Origin of the sequence: Micromonospora sp. NPDC020750, from assembly GCF_044334565.1 — a bacterium.
In the GTDB taxonomy this organism is placed as follows: Bacteria; Actinomycetota; Actinomycetes; order Mycobacteriales; family Micromonosporaceae; genus Micromonospora.
The window spans coordinates 748,361-771,037 of record NZ_JBIRTH010000001.1 but is presented as its reverse complement, the minus strand read 5'-3'; the positions used below and the strand labels follow the sequence as shown (position 1 = coordinate 771,037).

The window sequence follows — 22,677 nt, the reverse complement described above, 5'->3', positions numbered from 1 at the left end:
CCGTCCCAGGGTAGGTGCCGATGGTCGGGCCGGCGGTTCCAGGGGGGCTCAGCGGCCGGCGGAGCGGTTCCAGGGCGAGCGGGGCAGGGCGGTGCCGGCCAGCGGGCGGCGGGTACGGCGACGCGGGCGGCGACCGGGGGTGCAGGGCGGGCGGGAGACGGTGTGCACCGGCGCGACCGGGACGCCGGCCGGCTGGCGGCCGATCAGCCAGCAGAGGAAGCGGGCCACGAGGGATCAGCCGACCGGGAGGCGCTCGGCCTCGGCCTTGGAGATGTCGTACTGGGCGCCGCAGAAGGTGCACTGCTTCGCGTAGCGGGTGCGGATCGGGATCAGCGGGACGAAGAACAGGGTGAACCTCGTGGACCGGCGGGTGATCACCTGGGCGGCGTGGTTGCCGCAGTTGCGGCACACCTGCTGCGCCACGCCCGACCGGTCGACCTTGGTGCGGAGTCCGAATATGAAGAACATCGCCCCGCATTACCCACTCACGCAACCTTCTGCACCCCGATTTGCCATACCCGTCGTTAACACAGTGCTGGTTACCGGAACGTGTGCAGCAGAAGGTGGGGAGAGCGGTGAGCAACCATGTCCGCTGGAAGGACATCAGGGCCGGGTATGTGGAGCGGGCCGGAGGAGAGGAAGCGGTCGAGACCGGCAAGCAGGAACTCCTGGCCGAGACGGCCCCCGTCCGCCACGACCGGTCGGCGTGGCGGACGGGCACCTCTGCTCAGCGGACCGCGTCGGCGGTCGCCGGCTCCTCCGGGAGCCAGATGGGCTGCCAGTCCGGCATCTGGTGGTAGCGGACCAGCTCGCCGAAGCCGGAGACCGTCCCGCTCCACGCCGCGTACGGCGGGTTCTGCTCGTCGAAGCCGCTCTGCACGAAGGTGAGCTTCGTCTTCCCGTCGGACTCGGCCAACTCCCAGGTGGTGACGCCGGTCGGGCCCCAGTCGACCGACATCCGCCGGCCCGGGTCCAGGTCGACCACCTTGGCCGCGTAGCCGGCCTCGAAGCCGCCCATGGCGTACCGGCCGCCGAGCCAGGGCTCGATGCCGATCGGGTACCCGAACCAGGCGCTGGCCTGCTCCGAGTCGGTCAGCGACTCGTACACCTTCGGCAGCGGGGCGGCGATGAGCAGCTCGCCGCGCAGGTCGGCAGATGTGAAGTCGGTGCGTGGTAGGAGCTGACGGCCCTCCAGGTGGGCGGCCAGGTTGGCGATCGTCAGGGCCCAGTACGTCTGGAACACGCCCCGGATCGTGCTGCCGCTCATCGCCTCGGCGAAGTCGAAGTGGCTCTGCCGCAGGGTGAGGATCGTCGACTCCCCCTCCGGCTCCAGGGCGATCTCGGTGGTGGTCTCGACCCCGTCGAGCAGCCAGGCGAAGCGCAGTATCCGCTCGTCGGCGTGCAGGAGCCGCTGGTGCGGGGCATCGCCCTCCGGGGTGTAGCGCCCCCAGAACGCGTACCGGTGGGGCAGTTCCACCTCGGCGTGCTCGGCCAGCCAGGCGCGCAGCTCGGCCGGGTCGGTGAGGGCCCGGTGGACGGCCTCGACGGGCGCGGCGAGCCGGGCGCGCAGGGTCATCGGTTCAGTCACGGTCTTCTCCCTTGGGATAGCAGGCCACGGCGAGCTTGAAGGCGTCCCCTTCGGCGCCCCCGTAGCGGGTGAACAGCTCTTGCAGGGTGGTGCGCAGGTCGGCGAGGAACTCCTGCCGGCGCTCGGCCGGCACCCGGATCTCCCCGGAGACCCCGATCGAGGGCAGCTCGGGGGCCGCCCGGTCCAGGGCGGCGACGTCCGCCTGGACCTCCTCCATGAGGTCGACCAGGTGGCCGAGGCTCAACTCGTCGCGGGCCCGGCGCAGCCCGCCGATCCGGCCGACGAGCCGGGGCGAGAGCCAGTAGGACCGGGCGACCGCCTGGTAGATGCCCTCGCTGATGCCGCGCACCTTACGCTCGGCCACCTGCTCGGCCAGGCCGGCCGCGACGAGCTGCTTGACGTGGTAGTAGACCCGCTGCGGGGTCTGCCCCAGCCGGTTGGCGACCTCGGTGCAGGTGCCCGGGTCGGCGAGCTGCCGCAGCACCTCGATCCGCTGCGGCTTGAGCAGGGTCTCGGCCTGCGACATCTCTTCGAGGTACAGGACGTCTCTCATAACAAAAACAAGTTTGTACGTAAAAATCTTGCTTGTCAATCGGTTCGACAAAGGGGCGGCCGAGGATGGCCGCCCCTTTGTCGTACGGTGGGTCAGGCGGTCCAGTCCGGGCGCAGCGGGTAGCCGTTCACCCCGGCCGGGCCGTTGCGGGTGGCCAGCACCTGGTGCAGCTGTATCTCGTTGCGCTCGAACGCCAGCCGGGAGCCGGCCATGTACAGGCCCCACACCCGGGCGGTGCCCTCGCCGACCTCGGCCACGCACTCGTCCCAGTTCGCCACCAGGTTGCGGCACCACCCTGCCAGGGTCAGCGCGTAGTGCTGGCGCAGGTTCTCCTCGTGGTGCACCTCCAGCCCGGCATCGTGGATCTCGCTGATCAGCCGGCCCGGGCCGGCCAGCTCGCCGTCGGGGAAGACGTACCGGTCGATGAACGCGCCGGAGCGGTGCGGGGCCCGGTTGTCGGCCCGGGTGATGCAGTGGTTGAGCAGCCGACCCCCGGCCCGTAGCCGGTCCCGCAGGGCGCCGAAGTAGACCGGGTAGTTGCGCACCCCGATGTGCTCGGTCAGGCCGATCGAGGAGACCACGTCGAACCGCTCGCGCGGCGCGTCCCGGTAGTCCAGGTGCCGCACCTCGGCGAGATCGGTCAGCCCCTCCCGCTCGATCGCCGCCTGCGCCCACTGCGCCTGCGCCCTCGACAGGGTCACCCCGAGCGCCTTGACGCCGTACTCGCGGGCCGCGTGCCGGACCATGCCGCCCCAGCCGCAGCCCACGTCGAGCAGCCGCATCCCCGGCTTGAGCGCGAGTTTCCCGGCGACCAGGTCGTACTTCGCGGCCTGGGCCTGCTCCAGCGTGTCGTCGGGGCCGCGGAACACCGCGCACGTGTACGTCATCGAGGGGCCGAGCACCCTCTCGTAGAAGGCGTTCGAGACGTCGTAGTGGTGCGAGATGGCGGTGCTGTCCCGGGACCGGGAGTGGCGCAGCCCGTTCATCACCCGCTTCCAGCGCGGCGCGGCCTCCTGCGGCGGGGGCGGCGGCGGCATCAGCCGCTCCCAGCCCAGCCCGCGCACCAGGGCCAGCCCGTCGGCAAATGCCGGCGGGCGGAGCCTCAGCTCGTCCTTGAGCACCCGCAGCGCCTCGTACGGGTCACCCGGGTGGACCCCGTCCAGGGCCAGGTCGCCGCTGACGTACGCCCGGGCCATGCCCAGGTCGCCGGGCGCGGTGAGCAGGTACGACAGGCCCCGCTCGGAGCGGATGCCCAGGGTGATCCCGGCGTCGGCGGGGCCGACGGCGCTGCCGTCGTACCCGGTGATCCGCACCGGCAGGGGTCCGGCCGTGACGGCGCGGACCACGTCGGACACGGTCGGCGCCGACCGCCGGCCGCCGGCCGGCGGGGTGGACGGGACGCTCGCCGCCCCCTGTTCTCGATCGGTCAGGCTCATTCTCGTGCTACCGCCTTCTCGTAAAGTCCGGTGAGCCGGTGGTCCGGGTCGTAACGGTCCTTCACCGCACGCCAGGTTCCGCCGCCGTAGAGACGGTCGAAGGCCTGACGGTCGTAGTACGCGTCCGAGTAGAGCGACTTGTGGCCGCCCGCGTCGGACACCGCGCGCTCGATCAGCCGGTTGACGTCGCCGTCGGCGGCGCCCTCGGCGATCGGCACGGTCCCCCAGAAGCCGATGTTGACGTAGTTCTGCCCGGGGCGTAGGGGGTACAGCGGCCAGGGTCGGGCCGATCCGGGGCCGGCCGGCTCACGCAGCCGCAGCGGGCAGAGCCAGACCGGGGACATCCGCACCTCGCGGGCGAACCAGCGCAGGAAGTCGGCCATGCCCTCCAGGGGGATCTCCACGTCCTGCACCACCCGCTCCCGGGCGGGCTGGCCGCGCAGCCGGTCGATGCGCGCGGCAACCTGGTGCCGGTGCTCCAGCCGGACGAGGCGGTGGTAGACGTCGCTGCGCCGCCAGCGGGCCGGCCAGACCCGCCGGACGACCGGGTGCTGCACCCCGAACGCCGCCGAGCACCAGAACCAGTCGGTGTCCCAGCGCCAGAGGTAGTCGTAGGTGCTCAGCCAGTCGCGGGTGAGCCGGCGCAGCGAGCGGTAGTAGATGCCCTGGCCGGTGTAGTCGCTGACCCGCGGCGCGTCGTCGGTGAAGGCCGCCAGCACCAGGTACGCCTCGCCGGGGCTGAACACCACCCCGTCCATCGCGTCCACCGGCTCCCCGCCCCAGGACCGGGTGGCGGTGACCTCGCCGATGGCATCGGTCAGCGCGGCCAGGTCGGTGAAACGTACGTTGCGCAGGGCCACGTACCGACGCACGGGCGCGAGCTCGATGCGCAGCCGGGTGGCGTAGCCGAGGCTGCCCAGCGAGTTGGGGAAGGCGGCGAAGAGGTCGGCGTGCTCCCCGTCGGGGCGGGCGGCGACGATCTCGCCCGCGCCGGTGAGCACGTCCATCTCCAGGACGGATTCGTGCGGCAGGCCATTGCGGAACGAGGTGGACTCGATGCCGAGGCCGGTCACCGCGCCGCCCAGGGTGATGGTGCGCAGCTGCGGCACCACCAGCGGCATCAGCCCGTGCGCCAGGGTGGCGTCGACCAGCCGCTCGTACGTGCACATGCCCTGCACGTCGGCGGTGCGCGCCTCGGGGTCGACCCCGATCACCCCGCCGAGGCCGCTGACGTCCAGCCCGGGGGCGCTCGGCGCCGATCTCGGGCGGAACAGGTTCGAGGTGCGTTTGGCCAGTCGCACGGTCTCACCGGCAGGGACCGCGGCATACGACCGGCGCAGCAGATCCACCGCTCCGTCGTGGTCAACGCCATGATCCACACGGACAGCACACATGCGATCACTGTACGCGCGACAAGTCGATCCCGTGGGACGTCCACGGTGGCCGTTCCCACGTCACGCGGCATACCGTGGGCAGCATGCCGAGAGCCATCTGGAGCGACCTGGTGATCGCCGAAAGTGACGACACGGTGGTGGTCGAGGGCAACCACTACTTCCCGCGCACCGCCCTGCGCAACGATCTGGTCCGGGAGTCGTCGACGCACACCTTCTGCCCCTGGAAGGGCACCGCGTCGTACTACACGCTGACGCACGACGGGCGGACCAGCACCGACGCGGTCTGGTACTACCCGGAGCCGAAGCCGGATGCCGAGATGGTGCGCGACCGGGTGGCCTTCTGGAAGGACGTCACGGTCGTCGACTAGGCCCGACGCCCGCTCGGGGGACGGGTTTACCCACGCCCAGGCGCTTGCGGGCGGATATACGCGCTCGTCAGCCGCGGTGGGCGTGCAGCTCCGGGCGTAGGGCGCGGAGCTGGGCGAGGTGCTTGGGCAGGTGGACCCGGGTGTGCAGGTCGAGGGTGCGGCCCCAGGGCAGCGCCTCGTCGACCCGCAGGTCGACGTCCTCGTGCAGGCGGGTCTCGACGAGCGTCTGCGCCGCCGCCGGACCCAGCCGGTCCACCAGTACGCAGAGCTTGTGGCTGGTGCCCCGCAGCATGGTGGCCAACCCGGCCAGCCCGCCGCACTCGGCGACCAGCGCGTCGAGCTGCGGCCGGTGCACGGTCTCCAGGTCGTAGTACGCGAACGGCGATCCGGCCAGCACCGCCTCGGTGGCCTCACTCATCAGCTCGTCGTTGGCCGCCAGGTGCGCCACGATCTGCTCGGCGCTCAGCTCCCCGCCGCCCGGCGGCTCGAACCCGCCCGCGTCCACCTCGGCGAGCACCTCGTCGTACGTCCGCCGCAGCCGCCCGGTCTCCACGCCCCCAGTCAACCCGGCACCCCGCCGTCCTCCCCCTGGTGGGCGCGCCCGGTTCACCCGGAAGGGGACGAGGCCGGCCCGGAGAACCGACGTGACGGCCGGAGAGCAGGTGGTCGCCCCACGCCGTCGGCCCGGAGGCCACGGCCGAGCTTGCGGGCGTCCGGGTGCCGCTGTGCGCCCCCTGTGGAGCTGCCCCGTCTGCGCTACCGGGCCGGCGGTAGCACAAACGGGGCAGCTCCACAGGAGCGGCGGAGGGGTTGGCCGGTCGGGGCGGACCAGTCCGGAGCAGGGCACGCCGTGAGCAGAGGGCACGCCTGAGCAGAGGGCACCGTGAGCAGAGGGCACGCCGTGAGCAGAGGGCACCGTGAGCAGAGGGCACGCCGTGAACAGGGCCGCCCTGACTGCGGGTTCGGCCCGCCGTCAGCGGCGGCCCTGGCGGGCGCGGAGGTAGTCGCTGACCACGTACTCGCCGAGGTCGTCGAGGTCCGGGGTGAACATCCGGCCCCGGGAACGGCGGGCCACCGCGTCGACGAAGCGGCGCAGGCCCGGATCGTCGCCGAGCATGAACAGGTTGAGCGTGGCGCCGGCCCGGGTCAGCTGGTCCACCTCCCGGATCGTGGCCTCGATCGTCTCCGGCAGCGGCGGCCAGTTGAAGTACGCCTCGCCGTCGTCGGGGTCGAGGTGGGCGGTCGGCTCGCCGTCGGTAACCACGAGGACCACCGGCTCCGCGCCCGGATGGCGGCGCAGGTGCCGGCCGGCCAGCCGCAGCGCATGCTGGAGGTTGGTGCCCTGCTGCAGGTCCGGTTCCACCGCCGCCAGCTCCGCCTGGGTCAGCGGCGCCGCCTCCCGGCCGAAGCCGACGATCTGCAACGCGTCCTGCGGGAACCGGGTCGCCACCAGGTGGGACAGCGCCAGCGCCGTCTGCTTCATCGGCCCCCACCGCCCCTGCGAGATCATCGAGTACGACAGGTCCACGCAGAGCGCCACCGCCGCCGACGCCCGGCGCTCGGTCTCCGCCACCTCGAAGTCGGAGACCGCGAGTTGGACGGGCACCATCGGGCCCGCCCGGGCGACCGCCCGGGTCAGGGTGCGCACCACGTCGAGCGGCTGCTCGTCGCCGTACTCCCATGGCCGGGACGCCCCGCTCGCCTCGCCGGCGGCCCCGGCCGAGCGCAGGTCGTGCTGGCCGCGCGGCCCAGCGGTCAGGTCGGCGAAGACCCGGCGCAGGGCGGTGCCGGCGAGCCGACGCAGCGCCTTCGGGCTCAGCGTCAGCCCGTCGGAGTCCCGGGTGACCCAGCCCTGCCGGCGCAGCTCCCGTTCCAGTTCCCGCAGCCGGCGCACGTCGTCGGCGGCGTCGCGGCCCAGCGTCCGGGACACCGCGTCGACGTCCACGTCGTCCAGGGTGGCCCCGGGCTGGTCCTGGTCGAGGGCGTCCAGCAGCTCGTCCAGCTCGGCGATCTCACCGAGCGCGTCGGCCGCCTCGCCGTACCCGAGCGACTGCTCGCCGCGGACCCGCTCGCCCCGATTCCAGTTCAGGTCGGGTCGCAGCGCCCGCAGGTTCGCATCCAGCGCCGACAGCTCGCCGGCCAGCCGGTCGCCGAGGGACTGGCGCATCAGGCCGGCCAGCTCCTCGCGCTGCCGGTCCGACAGGGACCGCATCAGCCGCTCCCCCGCCGCCGCGCGCCGGGCCAGCACGTCGACCAGCTCGTCGACGTCCTTCGGCCGCTCCGGGAAGAACTCGCCGTGCCGGCGCATGAACTCGGCGAACGCGTCGGTGGTGTCCTCCGACCGGGCGTGCCGGGCAAGCAGGTCGTTGAGGTCGCGCATCATCTCGGCGAGCTGCCGCTGGGCGGCCGGGTCGGCGGCGGCCCGCGCCGCGTCCCGCAGCCCGGCGAACCGCTGTTCCAGCACGTCGCCGCGCAGCCCGTCGAGGATCCGCTGGTACGCCTGCCGGGCCTCGGCGCTGGCCCAGGAGTAACCGGAGAGCTCCTGCACGGCGCGGGCCGTGGACCGGGGCAGGTTGTCCAGCACCGCCTCGGCGAACCGGGCCGCCTCGTCGGCGCGTCCGCGCAGCTCGTCCCGCTCGGCGGCGAGGGCCTGGTCGAGCAGCGCCCGGGCCCGGGTCACCGCGCCGTCCAGGTCGCCCCGGCGCAGCGCCTCCCGGCGCAGCCGCCGGGCCCGGGCGGCCAGGTCGTCCAGGCCGCCCCGGCCCTGGACGCCGCGCCGCAGCAGGTCACGCAGCGCGTTCCGCAGGCTGCCGCCGGCCAGCATCTCCGCGCCGACCGCGTCCACCGCCGCCCGCACGTCGTACGGCGGAGCGAGCGGGTCCGGCCCGCCGTGCCACTGCCCGTACCGGAACCGGTTGCCGGCCACGGCTCAGCCCCGGCTGCCGTAGACGGTGCGCCCGCTGTCGGTGACGTCCTTGCCGAGCCGGCGCGTCAGGTGCAGCCCTTCCAGGACGAACTCCACACCGGCCGCCGCCTGTTCCGGCGTCGGCGCGTCGCCCATCCCCAGCCGGTCGAGCGCCTTGGCCAGCCCCGGCACGGTACCGACCTGGCGCAGCAACTCGGCCGAGGCGACCAGCTCGCCGGTCTCGACCACCCGGCCGTCGTCCACCAGCGCGGTGAAGCCGGACAGGTCCAGCCCGGCCAGCCGGGCCCGGAACGTGTCGTCCGTGGCGGTACGCAGCAGATGATCCAGGACCTCGATCTCCCGTCCCTCCTCGCCGCTCTCGAACTCGACCTTGCCGCGCAGCGTCGAGGTCACCGACACGGCGTCGCCGATCCGGGCCACCGGCGCCTCGGACGCCGGGTCGGAGCCGGCGGCGAGCAGGCCGGTGCGACGCAACGCGGCGGCGGCTACCGTCTCGGCGGCGGCGATGGCGAACCGGGCGGAGACGCCGGAGCGCTGGTCGACCGACGGCGACTCGCGGACCGCGCGGGCGAACCGGGCGAGCACCTCCAGCACGTGCTCCGGCACCTCGCCGACCGGGTCGGCCTCCTGCCGGATCAGCGCCAACTCCAGTTCCAGCTCCAGCGGGTAGTGGGTGTGGACCTCGGCGCCGAACCGGTCCCGGAGCGGGGTGATGATCCGGCCCCGGTTGGTGTAGTCCTCCGGGTTGGCGCTGGCCACCAGGAACAGGTCCAGCGGCAGCCGTAGCTGGTAGCCCCGGATCTGGATGTCCCGCTCCTCCAACACGTTGAGCAGCGCCACCTGGATCCGTTCGGCCAGGTCGGGCAGCTCGTTGATGGCGAAGATGCCCCGGTTGGTACGGGGCACCAGCCCGAAGTGGATCGTCTCCGGGTCGCCGAGGGTGCGTCCCTGGGCGATCCGGATCGGGTCCACGTCGCCGATCAGGTCGCCGACGCTGGTGTCCGGGGTGGCGAGCTTCTCGCCGTAGCGCAGCGAGCGGTGCAGCCAGGCGACCGGCAGGTCGTCGCCGGCGGACTCGGCCAGGGCGCGGGAGGCGGGGGTGAGGGGGTGCATCGGGTGCTCGTTGAGCACCGAGCCGGCGATCACGGGGGTCCACTCGTCGAGCAGCGCGGCCAGCGAGCGGATCAGCCGGGTCTTGCCCTGGCCGCGCTCGCCGAGCAGCACCATGTCGTGGCCGGCGAGCAGGGCCCGCTCGACCTGGGGCAGCACCGTGTCGTCGTACCCGACGATGCCGGGGAAGCGGTCCTCGCCGGTGCGCATCCGGGCGAGGAGGTTGTCTCGGAGTTCCTGTTTGACCGTGCGGTGTCGGTGCCCGGCGGCCCGCAGCTCGCCCAGGGTGGCGGGCAGGTCGGCGGGCGGGACCGGGAGAACCTGGTTGGGCTCAGTCACCCGACCAACGCTAGCGCGGCACGGCCCGTCGCCCCGCCCCGTCGTCCGCACGGGCCTGGGGCCTCACCTTCCCGCCCGGGCGCGAATCAGCTTCGGCACCGCCGCGAGGCCGGTGACCGGGCGGAAGGCGCGGGCGGCGGCGGCCAGCGTCGCGTACTCGTCGTCGGCCAGGTCGATCTCGGCGGCGGCGGCGTTGCGCTCCACCTGTTCCACGCTCGACGCACCGGGGATGGCCACCACGTTGGGGTGGCGCAGCAGGTGGGCCAGGGCGATCTGGCTGGGTGTGGCGTCGTGCGCGTCGGCCACCTCGCGCAGCGCGCCGATCAGCGCGGCGCCGCGCTCCAGGTTCTCCGGCAGGAAGTACGGGTTGGCCCGGCGCACCGCCCCGCTCGGCGGGTTCCGCGCGTCGTACCGGCCGGACAGGAAGCCCTGGGCGAGCGGGCTGTACGCGATGACGATCCGGCCGGCCTGCTCCGCGTACGGCAGGAGGTCGTCCTCGGGCCCGCGGTCGACCATGCTGTAGCGGACCTGGTTGCTGAGCACCCGCCGGCCCAACGCGGCCTCGGCGAACCGCCAGCGGCGCAGGCTGTAGTTGCTCACCCCGACCTCGGCGACCAGGCCGACGTCCTGCAGCGCCCGCATGCCCCGCATGGTGGTGGTGTCGGCGACCACCGGGTTGGCCTGGTGCACCTGGTACAGGTCGATGGTGCGCACGCCGAGCCGGGCCGCCGAGGCGACCGCCCGCTGCTGCACCACCGGGGCGACCGGCAGCAGCGGGAAGATCTTGCTGGCCACCACGACCCTGCCCCGGTCGTCGCCGAGGGCCACGCCGAGGATTCGCTCGCTGCGGCCGAAGCCGTACACCTCGGCGGTGTCGAACAGGGTGACCCCGAGGTCGAGCGCCCGCCGGACGATGTCCGCCGCCCGGCGCTCGTAGTCGGGCCCGTAGCCCCACTCCTTCGAGCCGAACTGCCAGGTGCCAAGGCCGATCTTGGAGATGGGCTTGGGGGTGTCGAGCTGGACGAAGCGCATCCCCCGAAACTACGCGAAAGGTAGGGCACCTTATCAGCACATTCCAGGCAGGAGGGCGATTCTTCCTCTCCATCGGGTTGACAAACTGATAGTCATAGATCGATTGTGGGAGCGCTTCCATCCACCGCCACCGCTCCGGGAGCCCGTCATGACCCGTCCCCGTCCCCGGTCCCGTCCCGCCCGGCTGGCGCTTGCCGCCGCCCTGCTGCTGCTCGCGCCCCTGATCCCGGGCCTCGCCCCGGCCGCCTCGGCGGCCAGCCCGACCGTGTACGAGGCGGAGAGCGGCACCCTCACCGGGGTGACCGTCGCGACTGCCGCCGCCGGCTACTCCGGAACCGGTTACGTCGCCGGCTTCGACGCCGCCGACGACCAGGTCGCCATTCCCGTGCCCAACTCCCCCGGCGGCCTGTTCGAGCTGACCGTGGCCTACCGCGCGCCGTACGGCCAGAAGACCGCCTCGCTGCTGCTCAACGGCGCAGGCAACGGCGACGTCGTGCTGCCGGCCAGCACCGAATGGGCCACCGTCGCGGCCGGCAAGGTGCTGCTGCGCGCCGGCGCAAACACCATCACGGTACGCAACAACTGGGGCTGGTACGAGATCGACGCGATCCGGCTCGCCCCGGTCAGCGCCCCGCCCCCGCACCAGGTCACCGGCGCGCTGGTCAACCCCGACGCCGACGCCCCGGCACGGGCGCTGATGCGCTACCTGACCGCGCACTACGGCACCGACGTGCTCTCCGGCCAACAGGACATGGGCGGGGTGCGCTGGCTGGAGGAGAACGTCGGCAGGGCGCCGGCCATCGCAGGCCTCGACCTGATGGACTACTCGCCCAGTCGGGTCGAACGCGGCACCACCTCCACCGAGGTGGAGAACGCGCTCGCCTGGGACGCCCGGGGCGGCATCGTCACCTTCGCCTGGCACTGGAACGCGCCGAGCGGTCTGATCGACACCCCCGGCAAGGAGTGGTGGCGCGGCTTCTACACCGACGCCACCACCTTCGACGTGGCGGCGGCGCTGGCCGACCCGAACTCCGCCGACTACAGACTGCTGATCCGCGACATCGACGCGATCGCCGTGCAGCTCACCCGGCTGCGCGACGCGGGCGTGCCGGTGCTCTGGCGACCGCTGCACGAGGCCGAGGGTGGCTGGTTCTGGTGGGGCGCCAAGGGTCCCGGCCCGGCCAAGCAGCTCTACCGGCTGATGTACGACCGGCTCACCGACCACCACGAGCTCACCAACCTGATCTGGGTGTGGAACTCGATCTCCGCAGACTGGTACCCGGGCGACGACGTGGTGGACGTGGTCAGTGTCGACTCGTACCCGGCGGTCGGCGACCACGGGCCGCTCAGCGGGTCGTACGACCGGCTGGTGTCCCTGGGCGGCGACCGCAAGCTGGTCGCGCTGGGTGAGGTGGGACCCATCCCGGACCCGGAGCTGACCCGCGTCTACCGGGCCGACTGGAGCTGGTTCGTCACCTGGTCCGGCGACTTCCTCACCGACGGCCGGTGGAACTCGCTGGACTTCCTGCGCCGGGTCTACCGCGACGACCCGCACGTGCTCACCCTCGACGAGCTGGGCGACTGGAAGCACGCGGGCCCCAGCCCGAGCCCGACCGTCAGCCCCACCGGCTCACCGACCCCGACGCCCACCACGCCGACGCCGACCCCGACCAGCCCGACCCCGACGCCGACCGCGTCGGCGAGCTGCACGGCGAGCTGGAAGCTGGTCAACCAGTGGCCCGGCGGCTTCCAGGCGGAGGTTACGGTGCGCAACTCGGGCACCGCGCCGATCACCGGCTGGACGGTCCGCTGGACGTTCGGTGCCGGTCAGAGCGTGGCCAACTCCTGGAACGCCACCGTGTCGACCAGCGGGAACACCGTCACCGCCCGCAACGTCGGCTGGAACGGCCGGCTGGCCCCCGGAGGCACCGCCACCCTCGGGCTGATCGGTGGCGGGTCCGCCCCGACTCCCACGCCCACCTGCGCCCCGGCCTGACCTGGTCCCGACAGCCCGGGAGGTTCGCGCCGGCACCAGCCACCGCGCGGGCGCGAACCTCCCGGCCACCGGGGGCGGCGATAGGGTCGGTGGCGTGACGCACCTTGCCGCCGACGAGCGCTACCAGACCATGACCTACCGGCGCGCCGGGCGCAGCGGGCTGCGGCTGCCCGCCGTCTCGCTCGGGCTGTGGCACAACTTCGGGCCCGACCGGCCGTTCGAGCGGCAGCGGGACATCGTCCGCCGCGCCTTCGACCTCGGCATCACCCACTTCGACCTGGCCAACAACTACGGCCCGCCGCCCGGGGCAGCGGAGGAGACCTTCGGCCGGCTGCTCGCCACCGACCTCAGGCCGTACCGGGACGAGCTGGTCGTCTCCAGCAAGGCCGGATACCTGATGTGGCCCGGCCCGTACGGCGAATGGGGCTCCCGCAAGAACCTGATCTCCTCGCTGGATCAGTCCCTGCGCCGGATGGGCCTGGACTACGTCGACGTCTTCTACTCGCACCGGTTCGACCCGGATACCCCGCTGGAGGAGACGATGGGCGCGCTCGACGCGCTCGTCCGCTCCGGCAAGGCGCTCTACGTCGGCGTCTCCAACTACGACTCGGCGCAGACCGAGCGGGCCGCCGCGATCCTGCGCGACCTCGGCACGCCGCTGCTGATCAACCAGCCGTCGTACTCGATGCTCAACCGCTGGACGGAGGACGACGGGCTGCTGGACACCCTGGAGCGGGTCGGGGCGGGCTGCATCGCGTACAGCCCGCTCGCCCAGGGCCTGCTCACCGACCGCTACCTGGGCGGCATCCCCGCGGATTCCCGGGTGCGCACCAGCGTCTTCCTCAACGAGAGCGACCTCGACGAGGAGAGGATGGCCACCATCCGGGCGGTCGGTGCGATCGCCGAGCGGCGCGGGCAGTCGCTGGCCCAGCTCGCGCTCGCTTGGGCGCTGCGCGACCCCCGGATGACCAGCCTGATCATCGGGGCGAGCAGCGTGGCGCAGTTGGAGGCGAACGTCGCCGCACTGGACAACCTGGACTTCACCGCCGAGGAGCTGACCGAGATCGACGGCCATCTCGCCTGACTGGAAGCATGGCGGGACCTGGAGCAGCGGTGAGCTGGTAGTCGTCACGACCGTGGGATCACGTGGGCAGGCAGTGTCACTGACGCGCGGTCGCGGGCCAGCCCCGGTAGGACTGCCGCTCCGCTCCGCGTCGCGGAGCGGGGCGGCAGCCGGTCAGCTGGTGCCGGAGGGGCGGCCACCCGTCTTGATCCAGACGAGCGCCGCCACGATCGCCAGGCCCCCGGCGACCCCGAGCAGGTCGGGCAACTGGAGCAGCAGGTCCTCCGTCGCGTACCCCTCAGCCGTGGCCGCCCTGGACGGATCGTCGCGGTCGACGTACACCGTGAGCTCCTCCCCGGCGTGGTGCCGACCCACGTCGAGCTGGCTGGAGAACCGCTCCTGGTACGCCACACCGTCGACGGCATACGCCACGGTCATCCGCGTCACCGCGTACGAGCGGCTGACCCGGAACCGTTCCGCCTGCACGACCCGGCCGGTCACCGCTGTCCCCTCGCTGACCCGCTGCTCGACAGTGGCGTTCAAACGGTCATCGAGCAGGACGGCACCGCAGATCAGCACGGTTCCGAAGAGAGCCGCGACGATGACCCTTATTCCGCGGGGAAGCCGTACCGAGACCGACACCGGTCCTCCAAAGCACGTGAGCTCATGTCGATCAGTCTGTCGGTGGGACGAGCGCTTTGTAGAGCGTCCCGATGCCAGCGGTGATGGTATCGATCGCGGCATTGATCTGCCTTCGGATGGCGGACGGGACGAACCGGTAGTGCTGCACCGACCGCGCCCTCGGTGCCGGCGACGGGGCATCAGCTGGGCGGGATGAGCCGGCCCGCTGCGCACCGACGATGGGCATCCGCCCCCCGACCGGCGCCCGCCGGGCACACCCCGGGCCGGCCGGAGGACGGACCCGGGGCAACGCGCACGCCATCGGTGCCGGGCGGCACCGGGCGCACATAATCCGGTCGCTGGGCTCGCATTCGCCCGCTACGGTCCGCCGAATGAGGCTGGAGAAGATCACTCCGGAGAACTACAAGGCGGCTCTCGCGCTGTCCGTACGTCCCGATCAAGAGGATCTGGTCGCGCCGGTGGTCAAGTCGTTGGCCGAGGCGTACGTGTTTCCCGAACACGCCTGGCCAAGGCTGATCTATGACGGCGACCGGCTGGTCGGCTTTCTGATGGCCTTCCTCGACATACCGTGGGGCCGCAGTCACGACGACCTGCGCTCTGGCCTGTGGCGGCTGAACATCGCGGCTGACGCCCAGAGGAGCGGCTACGGTCGGTTCGCCGTCGAGGCCGTGTGCGCGGAGATCGGTGCCCACGGCGGCACCCGGGCATACGTCACCTGGAAACCCGGCCCCGGTGGGCCGGAGAAGTTCTACCTGAAGCTGGGTTTCCGGCCGACCGGCGAGCAGAGTGGCGGCGAGACCGTCGGCGTCCTGGACCTGTGAAAATCCCGGCCGGCCCAGGGCGGCACCGCGCTCGGCCTCGGGAGAGTTGTTGGCGTAGCCCGAACCTGGACCGGTCAGCTCATCCGCCGGCACGGTCTCGAAGCGGCCGCGATTTCCTGCTCGAGGGACCCGGCGTCCCGCTCATCGCACAGGAGAATGGCATGGAAAAGAGGACCCATTCCATGATCTCCAGGTTCATACGAATTCGCCCAGTGCCGGCCGACCTCAGCGAGGATGCTGAAGAGAACCGCTCTACTGTCGACGCTTTCCCGCAGGACGCAGGGGGCGTTCTCGACATCACCTCTCCCGGGCATCTGTTCCGGCTGACCGGCGCAGTTCATCGGTCAGCTCGGCCGCTACCTGCTCCGGCTCCGCCAGACAACGCCAGGCCGGTACCCGACGGACGGGGGTGAGGCCGGCGGTGATGTCGAGCTGGGCGAGCACCTTACGCAGTCCCCGGCCGTCGGAATCCCCCGCCGGATCGTCAACGACGACGGCCAGTTCGACCTCCGCGTGGCGCGCAATGATGTCGATGGTCCGCCCGGTCACGGGGACGTCGCGCCGCACGGCGAGGCCGGCTTCCCCAAGGGCACGATGCAGCCGGTCGGTGGCCACCGCTGAGGCATCCGGCACCCTGTCGGCGGCCTCGCGGCCGAGGGCCAGCGCGGTGAGCAGTCCACGTTGCCCCGACCACCACGAACGGTCGCCGACCACGACCAGCTGGGACCGGGCCCGGGTGATGGCGACATTCCACAGGTTGGTCTGGTGCACGAGCCAGCCTCGGGTGCGATCCGGGATGCCGTGCGCCCCGACGGGCGAGACGACCATGATGTCCCGTTCGCTGCCCTGGAACTTGTGGATGGTCGCGCAGAGCAAATTGTCGGTGAGGCCGGCGTCGCGCAGGGCCGCAGCCAGGCGACGCTGGTGCGCGGCGAGCGGCGTGACCACCCCGATCGAGGCATCGGGGTACGCCACCCGCAGGCGCGCCACCTCGGTGACCACCTGATCGATCTCCACCTGGTTACGCCCGGAGCCGGTCGCCCCGGGGCTGAACCTTCCGGGGACGTCGCGCCAGCGCACCGCCGGCTCGGCCGGAGCGGCCAGCCGGGCCGGGTCGGTCAGCACAGTGAGCCGCCCCTGGTAGATCTCCCGGTTCGGCACCTCGACGATGTCCGGGTGGCACCGGTAGTGCTCGTCGAGGAGGTGTGTCGCACCCGCCGCTGCGGCGAACGCGTCGTACGCGGAGTGGCCCGTGTAGGTCAACCGGCGGCTGGTCAGCCATCCGCTACTCAGGTCGGCCCCGGCCCGCTCGGCGACGTCGTCGGCCTCGGGCAGGTCCACGACGGGCGCGAGCTGACGCGGATCACCGATGATCAGCGCCCGCTTGGCGCGGTAGAGCATGGGCAGGATCGCGGGAATGGCGCACTGCGCCGCCTCGTCGATCACCACAAGGTCGTACAACGCGGGGCTTCTGCGCAGCCGCCGGGCGGACAGCGCGGTCACCGCCCAGCCCGGCAGCACCCGCAGCAGCTCGGGGAAGTAGGCCCAGCTGTCCGACTGCGGCTTGGCCATCTCGTCGGCCCGGTCCTGCAACAGGCGCGCTCCCGCAGCCACCCGGCGGGCGATCTGCGCCCGCAGTAGCTCGATGCTGCTGGCGGGCCTGTCGGTGCCGACCAGGCTGACGAGTTTGCGCCAGGAAGCCTCGGCGTCGGGCAGCTCGGCGAGACGCTGCCGGCGTTCGCGCCAACGCAGCTCGATCACGGCCCGCTCGGCGAGCGCCTCGACGGCGTCCCGGTCGACGGCCCGGTACGCCCGCAGCCGCCACCGGTACCACCACCCGAGCCACCTGCTGGCGAGCGCCCGATCGGTCAGGTGGACGAGCTGCGCCAGAGCCCTGTCGTCGTCCGGCAGCGTGGCCACCCCGGCGCTCGGGCCGGAGTCACGCTCGACGGCCAGCTCGGCGAGGTCGCGTTCGAGCAGACGTAGCTCGTCCAGTGTCCCCCGGAGTTCGGCGGCCTTCTCGGCCAGCAGTCGCAGCTCGTGCAGCGGGGTCCGGTCGTCCGGCTCGGTGCGGTGCTCCGCCGGCGGATAGGCGGCGAGGATGTCGGCGAGGTGTTTCGGTTCCTGCAGCCGGTGTTCCTTGTTGCCGGTACGCACCAGCAGGCCCGGGCCGATCAGGTCGGTGACCCGGCCGAGCACCGAGTCGACGGCCTGATTGCTGGTGGAACCGATGAGCACGCTCTGGCCGGCGGCGGTGGCGGTGGCCAACAGGGCGGTGACCAGTTGACTCTTGCCGGTGCCCGGCGGCCCCTGGGCGACGGTCAACGGCTGTGACATCGCCGCCTGGATGATCTCTTCCTGCGCCTCGTTCGTGGCGCTCATCGCCACCGTCACGACCGGCGTCGGAGGCACCTCGTCGGGGCGGAGCGCCAGCGCGCCCAGGGCGGTCCGCTCGATGAGCTTCGGATTCTTGACCATGCCTCGAAGGTCGTCGACGAGCTGCCGCTGCGGCGACTCGGTGGCGTCGACGGTGTAGAGGATGGCCGCGTTCTGGACCCGGCTCACCGGTCCCGGGCGGATGGTGCCGGCGAGCATCGCCGGGTCGAGCTCGACCACCGGGTCCAGCCCGAACGTCTTCATGAGCACATCGGCGGTGGCGACCAGGGCAGCGGGGTCACCCGGTACGAAGACCTGCTCGACGCGTTGCCGCAGCTCGTCGGCTTCCACCTCGGAGAGCTGGAACAGGTCGACGAGGGCGGAGCTGGGACGGGGCGGAAAGGAGGCGTGCAGGACATCGTCCGCGCCGACGGTGACATCGCAGACCAGGAGCGGGGCGAGCCGTGGAGGTCGGCCCCGGCCGGGCCGGATGGCGACGACCGGGTAGCCGTACTGCACCTCCCTGCCGTCGGCCCGGGCCCGTGCGGCGAGTCTGGCGGCCGTACCACCCAGCCGGACGGGCGCGTCCGAGGTGAGGACGGCCTCGGACCCGGGCGGAGCAGCGACGTACGTGCCGGTTGCCTGGGGATCGATGAGGGACTGCAGCACGGTCGACCGCTGCATGCAGTTGACGTAGTAGGTCACCAGGCGACGCCACTGGTCGGCGTCGAACGGCGCCTCGTCCGCCGGAATGGCCGGGGCGGCTGCGACCTGCCCCGCGGCGGCTGCGGAACCGGGCACGGTCGCCAGCCGGATCGGCTCGGTGACTCCCTCACTCGACTCGACCGGGTTGTGCTGACGACGCCGGGCCATCTCGGTCAGGGCGTACCGGGAGAGGTCGTTGGTGGTGATCCAGCCGTCGTCCGCCGTCCCCTCGGCCGCGCCCCGCAGGCCGGTGAGGAGCACCTCGGTGAAGATCGACGGCTGGTCCGGTCCCTGCGCCTTCGACGCCTTGAGGTGGGTGCTGGAGGTCAGCATGAAGGTGCCACGCTCACGTTTGGCACGCCGTGGCTCTTCGCGCACTCCGCCCCGGAAACGGTGCCGGGCCGTGAACGCGCCGGAGAAGCAGCAGTCGAGGAGGACCACCTTCTGGCTGGCCTTGGTGTGGTTGAGCAGATGACGCAGGGTGCCGTCGGCGTCGAAGGCGGTCGCGTGCAACTGCCCGCAGACCGTGTCGGTCGCGGCCAGGAACAGCGACTGCCCGTCGCCGTGCAGCACGCCGTGGCCGGAGTAGTAGAGCAGCGCCAGGTCGCCGTTACGCCGCGCGCCGTAGAACTCCTCGACGACCTGACGCAGGTGCGCGGCCGGCAGGTCCAGTTCGGCGCGTACGGTGTCGAACTCGCCGGCCCCGTCCAGCAGGGCCTTGAGTTGTGCCACGTCCTGTCGTACCGAGGGAAGGGGCGCAAGCTCACGGTCGACGTGGCAGGCGGCTGTGCCGAGCAGCAGGGCGTGCCGACCCATCAGCGGCGGGACCGTTCGATCGCGGCCCGCACCGTCTCGATCAGTTCGTCGGTCTGGCCGTGGGTGGGCCGGTCGATGGTCAGCTCGATGTCACCGACCCGCAGGTGCACCCGGCGGCCGGTGTGACGTTGCAGGAAGGCCAGGACCACGTCGACCAGGGCCTGCACGTAGCCGGGGTCGACGCCCGCCAGCACGGTCACCACGCCGAACGCCAGCTCGCCGACGCCCTTGGCAGCCGGGTCGGTGGTGGGCCGCTCGACGCGCTCCACCTCGCCGGCCTCGCGGAGGTCGTCCGCCAGCTCCCCGGTCAGCTCGTTGAGGACGAACTCGTCGTCGTCGGTGAGCGGCGTGAAGTCGATCCGGATGCGGACGTGAGACACCCAACCTCCTCGGCGTGCGGTGCTGACGAGGCTACGGAGGCGGCGATGCGTGCGGTTATGTCTGTCGGCTTTCCGATCGACCATCCACTGAGGTGATATCGGCGACTTTCGGGTAGGCCTCGGTACTCGAAGTGGGTCAGGTGCAGATCGACGAGGGCCACCAGGAGAACCGCTTCGACGTGGACGAGCAGGAGACCCGGCGGATCGTCGATTTCCTCGCGGCGATGCGGGATCGGCACGGCGCGGACCTGACCCGGCTGAACCTCAGTGGTGGGCGGCTGGCAGTGACGCCACCGGCACCGCCGGTGTACGCGACGGCGCGCGCCCAGCACCGAGCCCCTGCGGCAGGCGTCCGGCTGGATGCTGCACCGCCTGAGCGGTACGACGAGCACGCTGGTCGCGGCGGGCCTGGCCGCGTACGCGATCTTCGGTTGCCCCCGCCGCGCAACCCCAAACAACAGGCCTGAGTCCCCCACCACGCCCCGGTCTCGCCCGCGCAAATTCACGGAAAGCGTGGCCATTCGACGCGGAATGGCCACGCTTTCCGTGAATTTGCAGGCACTCAGGTGAACGCGATTCGGGTTGTCGAGGCGGTGCCTTGCCTCGGTGACCCGACCGTTTGGCCTGTAGTGCCAGCACTGGCCGCCCGCCCTGCAGGGGTGGCAGTCTGGGCTCAGGAGTGAGAGCGGGTCGCTAACTGGCCGACTCGGCCTTGAGCCCGGCCAGGAAGCCGACCCAGGAACGGCCGTCGAAGGCGAGCGCCGGGCCGGTGCGGTCCTTGGTGTCGCGGACGCCCACCGCGCCGCCGACGAACCGCACCTCGACGCAGGCCGCGTTGTCGGAGCTGCGGGAGGACTTGAACCAGTCACGATCGGGGGTGCGGCGAGGGGCCATCACGTCATCTCCTTGGCGATCCGCCGGATCAGCGCCAGCGATTCCGCCGAGCTTAACGCCCGTTCCCGCGCCTCGGCGAAGGTCATCGTGTAGTCCGCGACCCGGCTGGACTGGTCGATGATGTCGCTGGAGGTGAGCACCTCCTGCCAGACGAGCTCGGGCAGCCGGGGCGACGGAAACGACAGGATCTGAAACGGACCGCCGAGCGCGGGGTGCGCACCGGCGGCGAACGGCATCACCCGGATCTCGATCTGGCCCGGGCGCTCGGTCAGCAGCCGGTCGAGGTGGTCGAGCTGGGCGCGCATCACCTCCGGGCCGCCCACCTGCTGCCGCAGCGCGCCCTCGGCGATCACGGTGGTCAGGCGCAGCGGGTGGTCACCGTCCAGCCGCCGCTGCCGCGCCATTCGCACGGCGACCCGCCGGTCCATCTCGGTCAGCCGGACGTAGGTGTTGCCGCCCCGGATGACCGCGCGAGCGTACTCCTCGGTCTGCAACAGCCCGTGCAACAGTTCGTTGTGGTAGCTACGGACGTGTTCAGCGCCCGCCTCGTAGCCGAGGAAGCGGAGGAAGTCGGCGGGGAAGAGCTGCGAGTACTGGTGCCACCAGGCCCGCTGCATGGCACCGACCCGCAGCTCCTCCAACTCGGTGGCGTCGGACGGGTCGAGCTCGTAGATCTTGACAAGCTGGGCCAGCCGGTCGGCGGGCACCTTGACCCGGCCGGCCTCCACCCCGGAGATGTACGCCTGCGTGATGCCGGTGGCGCGGCCCGCCGCGACCGCCGTCATCCCCACTTCCTCGCGGCGCTCACGCAGCCGCATCCCGAGCTCCCACGCCTGCACGGTCGGCGACGCGGGCGGAGGCGTCGGCTTACGACGCGTCCTTGGGGGGGGTCGATGCCATCTCAACTCCACTCGCTCTTTGCCGATGTCATGTCGGCGAGCGTCCGGCAACGTTCGGACACTGGCCGGCCGCACGACGAGCCGCCAGCGAATGCCCGCGCGCCACGTTGCACGCGAGGTTCATCGCCATGAGCGAACGAGTCCTACGCCCAGACCTCCCGGCCGGTCAGGCCGGCACCGCTCACTTGAAGGCGGCGTGGCCGGTCAGCACCTGTCCGATGATCAGCTGATGTACCTCGGAGGTGCCCTCGTAGGTGAGCACGGATTCGAGGTTGGCCGAGTGGCGGATGACCGGGTAGTCGAGGGTGATCCCGGCCGCGCCGAGGATGGACCGGCACTCGCGGGCGATGGCGATGGCCTCCCGCACGCTGTTGAGCTTGCCCAGGCTGACCTGCCGGTGGTCGAGGGTGCCAGCGTCCTTCATCGCGCCGATCTGCAACGCCAGCAGCATCCCCTTGCCCAGTTCCAGCCCCATGTCGGCGAACTTGAGCTGGGTGGCCTGGTACGCGGCGAGCGGCTTGTCGAAGATCAGGCGGCTGCGGGCGTACGCGATCGTCGTCTCCAGGCAGTCGTGGGCCGCGCCGAGCGCCCCGAAGACGATGCCGAAGCGGGCCTCGTTGAGACACGACAGCGGCCCGGACAGGCCGGCGGCCTCCGGCAGCATCGCGTCGGCGGGCAGCCGCACGTCGTCGAGGACGAGCTCCGAGGTCACCGAGGCGCGTAGGGAGAGCTTGCGGGTGATCTCCGCGGCGGTGAAGCCGGGGGTGCCGGCGGGGACGAGGAAACCTCGGACGCCCTCGTCGGTGCGGGCCCACACCACGGCGACATCCGCGACGGAGCCGTTGGTGATCCACATCTTGGTGCCGTTGAGCACCCAGTCGTCCCCGTCGCGGCGGGCCCTGGTCCGCATGCCGGCCGGGTCGGAGCCGAAGTCCGGTTCCGTCAGGCCGAAGCAGCCGATCGCCTCGCCGGCCGCCATCCGGGGCAGCCACTGCTGCTTCTGCTCCTCGGAGCCGAACCGCCAGATGGCGTACATGGCGAGCGATCCCTGCACCGAGACGAGGGAGCGCAGCCCCGAGTCGCCCGCCTCCAGCTCGAAGCAGGCCAGCCCGTACGCGACGGCGGAGGTGCCGGCGCAGCCGTAGCCCTCCAGGTGCATGCCGAGCACGCCGAGCTGCCCGAGTTCGAGGGCCAGGTCCCGGACGGGCAGGCTGCCGTCCTCGTACCAGGTGGCGATCTCCGGGCGGATCCGCCGGTCGACGAAGCCACGTACGGCGGCCTGGAGGGCCCGGGTGTCGTCGTCGATCAGCGCGTCGACGCCGAAGTACGCGAGCGTGGG

Annotated in this window: 21 protein-coding genes and 1 pseudogene; 6 read left to right on the top strand and 16 right to left on the bottom strand. The window is 72.1% G+C overall.

Features of this window, described 5'->3' with window-relative positions:
* Positions 1-48: 48 nt before the first annotated feature.
* Positions 49-228 carry a hypothetical protein gene (locus ACH4T9_RS03540; protein ID WP_350886820.1) on the bottom strand — a complete coding sequence of 60 codons (180 nt, stop codon included), beginning with the start codon at positions 226-228 and terminating at the stop codon, positions 49-51.
* Between the two features lie 6 nt (positions 229-234).
* Positions 235-468, bottom strand: a complete 234-nt coding sequence (locus ACH4T9_RS03535; RefSeq protein WP_396669594.1) for a zinc-ribbon domain-containing protein — start codon at positions 466-468, stop codon at positions 235-237.
* A gap of 107 nt (positions 469-575) precedes the next feature.
* Here ACH4T9_RS03535 and ACH4T9_RS03530 point away from each other — a divergent pair.
* Positions 576-678, top strand: a pseudogene (locus ACH4T9_RS03530) (transcriptional regulator); the annotation flags it as partial.
* 49 nt (positions 679-727) lie between these two features.
* On the opposite strand, the gene ACH4T9_RS03525 reads toward ACH4T9_RS03530, so the two are convergent.
* From ACH4T9_RS03525 to ACH4T9_RS03510, 4 genes are all read right to left on the bottom strand, one after another.
* Positions 728-1,588 (bottom strand): SRPBCC domain-containing protein, encoded by an 861-nt coding sequence (locus ACH4T9_RS03525; RefSeq protein ID WP_396669593.1) that lies wholly within the window; start codon positions 1,586-1,588, stop codon positions 728-730.
* A complete protein-coding gene (locus ACH4T9_RS03520) occupies positions 1,581-2,141 on the bottom strand; it encodes a helix-turn-helix domain-containing protein (RefSeq protein ID WP_350886813.1) in 561 nt (186 codons plus the stop codon). The genes ACH4T9_RS03525 and ACH4T9_RS03520 overlap by 8 nt, the downstream gene beginning before the upstream one ends.
* Before the next feature lie 92 nt (positions 2,142-2,233).
* Positions 2,234-3,577: a class I SAM-dependent methyltransferase gene (locus ACH4T9_RS03515; protein WP_396669592.1), complete on the bottom strand. Its 1,344-nt coding sequence runs from the start codon at positions 3,575-3,577 to the stop codon at positions 2,234-2,236.
* The gene (locus tag ACH4T9_RS03510; RefSeq protein WP_396669591.1) at positions 3,574-4,971 is read right to left on the bottom strand and encodes an FAD-binding oxidoreductase; all 1,398 of its coding nucleotides are present in this window, start codon (positions 4,969-4,971) and stop codon (positions 3,574-3,576) included. The genes ACH4T9_RS03515 and ACH4T9_RS03510 overlap by 4 nt, the downstream gene beginning before the upstream one ends.
* A gap of 83 nt (positions 4,972-5,054) precedes the next feature.
* Between ACH4T9_RS03510 and ACH4T9_RS03505 the strand changes: the two genes are divergently transcribed.
* Positions 5,055-5,339, top strand: a complete 285-nt coding sequence (locus tag ACH4T9_RS03505; protein ID WP_396669590.1) for a DUF427 domain-containing protein — start codon at positions 5,055-5,057, stop codon at positions 5,337-5,339.
* A 67-nt stretch (positions 5,340-5,406) separates the two neighbouring features.
* Here ACH4T9_RS03505 and ACH4T9_RS03500 read toward each other — a convergent pair whose 3' ends face one another.
* From ACH4T9_RS03500 to ACH4T9_RS03485, 4 genes are all read right to left on the bottom strand, one after another.
* Positions 5,407-5,892 (bottom strand): hypothetical protein, encoded by a 486-nt coding sequence (locus ACH4T9_RS03500; protein WP_396669589.1) that lies wholly within the window; start codon positions 5,890-5,892, stop codon positions 5,407-5,409.
* A gap of 420 nt (positions 5,893-6,312) precedes the next feature.
* Positions 6,313-8,265, bottom strand: coding sequence for a VWA domain-containing protein (locus ACH4T9_RS03495; protein ID WP_396669588.1), 1,953 nt, complete (start codon positions 8,263-8,265; stop codon positions 6,313-6,315).
* 3 nt (positions 8,266-8,268) lie between these two features.
* Entirely contained in the window at positions 8,269-9,714 is a 1,446-nt protein-coding gene (locus ACH4T9_RS03490) for a magnesium chelatase (RefSeq protein ID WP_396669587.1), read from the bottom strand.
* A 63-nt stretch (positions 9,715-9,777) separates the two neighbouring features.
* Positions 9,778-10,746, bottom strand: coding sequence for an aldo/keto reductase (locus tag ACH4T9_RS03485; protein ID WP_396669586.1), 969 nt, complete (start codon positions 10,744-10,746; stop codon positions 9,778-9,780).
* A 148-nt stretch (positions 10,747-10,894) separates the two neighbouring features.
* Between ACH4T9_RS03485 and ACH4T9_RS03480 the strand changes: the two genes are divergently transcribed.
* A complete protein-coding gene (locus ACH4T9_RS03480) occupies positions 10,895-12,742 on the top strand; it encodes a glycosyl hydrolase (RefSeq protein WP_396669585.1) in 1,848 nt (615 codons plus the stop codon).
* 94 nt (positions 12,743-12,836) lie between these two features.
* A complete protein-coding gene (mgrA, locus tag ACH4T9_RS03475) occupies positions 12,837-13,826 on the top strand; it encodes an L-glyceraldehyde 3-phosphate reductase (protein WP_396669584.1) in 990 nt (329 codons plus the stop codon).
* 153 nt (positions 13,827-13,979) lie between these two features.
* Here mgrA and ACH4T9_RS03470 read toward each other — a convergent pair whose 3' ends face one another.
* Positions 13,980-14,549 carry a DUF3592 domain-containing protein gene (locus tag ACH4T9_RS03470; RefSeq protein ID WP_396669583.1) on the bottom strand — a complete coding sequence of 190 codons (570 nt, stop codon included), beginning with the start codon at positions 14,547-14,549 and terminating at the stop codon, positions 13,980-13,982.
* A 269-nt stretch (positions 14,550-14,818) separates the two neighbouring features.
* On the opposite strand from ACH4T9_RS03470, the gene ACH4T9_RS03465 reads away from it, so the two are divergent.
* Positions 14,819-15,268, top strand: coding sequence for a GNAT family N-acetyltransferase (locus ACH4T9_RS03465; protein ID WP_396669582.1), 450 nt, complete (start codon positions 14,819-14,821; stop codon positions 15,266-15,268).
* A 297-nt stretch (positions 15,269-15,565) separates the two neighbouring features.
* On the opposite strand, the gene ACH4T9_RS03460 is transcribed toward ACH4T9_RS03465, so the two are convergent.
* Together ACH4T9_RS03460 and ACH4T9_RS03455 are read right to left on the bottom strand one after the other, a co-directional pair.
* Positions 15,566-19,165, bottom strand: a complete 3,600-nt coding sequence (locus tag ACH4T9_RS03460; RefSeq protein ID WP_396669581.1) for an AAA domain-containing protein — start codon at positions 19,163-19,165, stop codon at positions 15,566-15,568.
* On the bottom strand, positions 19,165-19,545 hold the full coding sequence (locus tag ACH4T9_RS03455; protein WP_396669580.1) for a hypothetical protein: 381 nt from the start codon (positions 19,543-19,545) through the stop codon (positions 19,165-19,167). The genes ACH4T9_RS03460 and ACH4T9_RS03455 overlap by 1 nt, the downstream gene beginning before the upstream one ends.
* A 140-nt stretch (positions 19,546-19,685) precedes the next feature.
* Here ACH4T9_RS03455 and ACH4T9_RS03450 point away from each other — a divergent pair, with 140 nt between their 5' ends.
* Entirely contained in the window at positions 19,686-20,012 is a 327-nt protein-coding gene (locus tag ACH4T9_RS03450) for a hypothetical protein (protein WP_396669579.1), read from the top strand.
* Between the two features lie 226 nt (positions 20,013-20,238).
* Here ACH4T9_RS03450 and ACH4T9_RS03445 read toward each other — a convergent pair whose 3' ends face one another.
* From ACH4T9_RS03445 to ACH4T9_RS03435, 3 genes are all read right to left on the bottom strand, one after another.
* Entirely contained in the window at positions 20,239-20,439 is a 201-nt protein-coding gene (locus ACH4T9_RS03445; protein WP_396669898.1) for a DUF397 domain-containing protein, read from the bottom strand.
* A complete protein-coding gene (locus tag ACH4T9_RS03440) occupies positions 20,439-21,257 on the bottom strand; it encodes a helix-turn-helix transcriptional regulator (RefSeq protein WP_396669578.1) in 819 nt (272 codons plus the stop codon). The genes ACH4T9_RS03445 and ACH4T9_RS03440 overlap by 1 nt, the downstream gene beginning before the upstream one ends.
* A gap of 262 nt (positions 21,258-21,519) precedes the next feature.
* Complete coding sequence (locus ACH4T9_RS03435; protein WP_396669897.1) at positions 21,520-22,647, bottom strand: acyl-CoA dehydrogenase family protein; 1,128 nt, start codon at positions 22,645-22,647, stop codon at positions 21,520-21,522.
* Between the last annotated feature and the right edge of the window lie 30 nt (positions 22,648-22,677).